The sequence below is a fragment of the Terrabacter terrae genome (assembly GCF_039529575.1).
GTDB lineage: Bacteria > Actinomycetota > Actinomycetes > Actinomycetales > Dermatophilaceae > Terrabacter > Terrabacter terrae.
Window position 1 is genome coordinate 1 of sequence record NZ_BAAANB010000217.1, and the last position, 1,571, is coordinate 1,571.

General features: G+C 71.9%; 2 protein-coding genes. Both read right to left on the reverse strand.

Features of this window, described 5'->3' with window-relative positions; translation table 11 throughout:
• Positions 1-256 precede the first annotated feature (256 nt).
• Entirely contained in the window at positions 257-1,225 is a 969-nt protein-coding gene (locus ABD194_RS21205) for an oxygenase MpaB family protein (protein WP_343995234.1), read from the reverse strand.
• 74 nt (positions 1,226-1,299) lie between these two features.
• A partial coding sequence (locus ABD194_RS21210; RefSeq protein WP_343995236.1) for a PNPOx family protein occupies positions 1,300-1,571 on the reverse strand: 272 nt, incomplete at its 5' end.

The following is a 1,571-nucleotide window of genomic DNA, read 5'->3' on the forward strand; positions in this document are numbered from 1 at the left end:
CTCCGTCCATGGGTTGTGGAACTGGCCCCCGATGGCCGGAAATGTAGTCCGATGGCACCCGACGTGAGCCATGTCGGGCGATCAGAAAGGTTTGCGGTGTCAGGAGCCGTGAGCACGACTCACAGACAACTCACATGGTCTTGGAATCGAGTCCTCAGGCTGCCTTGCAGAAACCGGCAGGCAGGCGCGAGGGAGGCCGGGCCGGATGTGCCCGCTTCTTGAGTCCACCCGGCCCGGCCGAAGGGATGGCCGCCGGTCAGCTGGCGGCCAGGTCCCCGACTCGCTGACCTCGCTCGTCGGGGTGTCTGGATGTTTGGGAGGACGTCGCGGGCTCGGGACCGTCGGGTAGGTCCGAGGGACGGCGCTCGGCCAGGCCGGCCATGCCCCAGCGCACCGCGGCCGTGCCGAGGTGGCCCAGCGGCCGGGCGACCAGGGCCGACACGACATCAGGCACCGGGACGCCGAGCATCTCTCGGGCCCACCACGGCAGCAGGGACACCCCGCCGGACGCAAGCATGGCGTAGCCGGGGCGGGCGTAGAAGGGGAGCGGCGGGTCGAGCAGCAGGAAGCGGGCCGCCTCACGGGCGGCCGGGGTGGCCTCGAGCTCGGGCCGGTAGGAGCCGAGCACGACGGCGAGCTCGGCCACCGACTGCGGCGGGTCGACGACGCCGAGCCGCGCGGCCGAGATGCCGGCCTGACGGACGTAGACGTCGGCCTCCTCGTCGGTCAGCGGGGTGTCGCCGAACGTCTGGTAGGCGCGCAGGAACGAGTCGATCTCCGCCGCGTGGACCCACCCCAGCAGGTGCGGGTCGCCGGCGCGGTACGGCCGGCCCCGGTGGTCCTTGCCGCGCACCCGCTCGTGGATCGAGCGGACCGACGCGATGGCCTCCTCGGCGTGCTCGATCGTGCCGAAGGTCGTCGTCGCGAGGTATTCGCTGGTGCGCTGCAGCCGCCCCCACGGGTCGCTCTTGTAGCCGCTGTGGCCCGCGACCCCGGCCATCGCCATCGGGTGCAGCATCTGCAGCAGCAACGAGGTGAGGCCCGCGGGGAACATCGAGGCGTCGGCGTGCACCCGCCACACCGGGTCCTTCGGCGTGAACCACCGCTCGCCCTCGGCGCCCCAGATGCGCTGCGCGCGGGCCGGCGCGTCGTCGCCAGCCACCCTGCTACGCAGCATCAGCCCGAGCTGGCGCTGAACCAGCCGGGATGGTGCTGGGGGGATCATGCTGCCAACGGTATGCGGAGTGCAGGGGTTGCGAGAAACGTTCTGTTCAATGTTCGACGAGTCCTTGTGACGGCTCAATCGAGGGTGATGCGGATGCCCGCCCGCGGGGTGCGTGACCGGATGCGGTCGGTGACCGAGGCGAGCACGTCACCGAGCCGGGCCATCAGGTACTTGCGGCCGATGGCGCGTTTGACCGCGGCGACGCCTGCCGGGCTGCGGTCGACGACGGCGGTGCCGGCATACGTGGGCGCGCCCTCGGGCACCCGGCCGCGCACGTCGCAGGGACGCAGCTCGACGCGGGGGTCGTGCGCGAGCCGCTTGAGCTTGCCGCTCGGGTCGACGGTCA

What these genes read in the sequence shown, in the direction of transcription:
- ABD194_RS21205 (WP_343995234.1), bottom strand. Translation starts at nt 1,225, where the DNA reads ATGATCCCCCCAGCACCATCCCGGCTGGTTCAGCGCCAGCTCGGGCTG.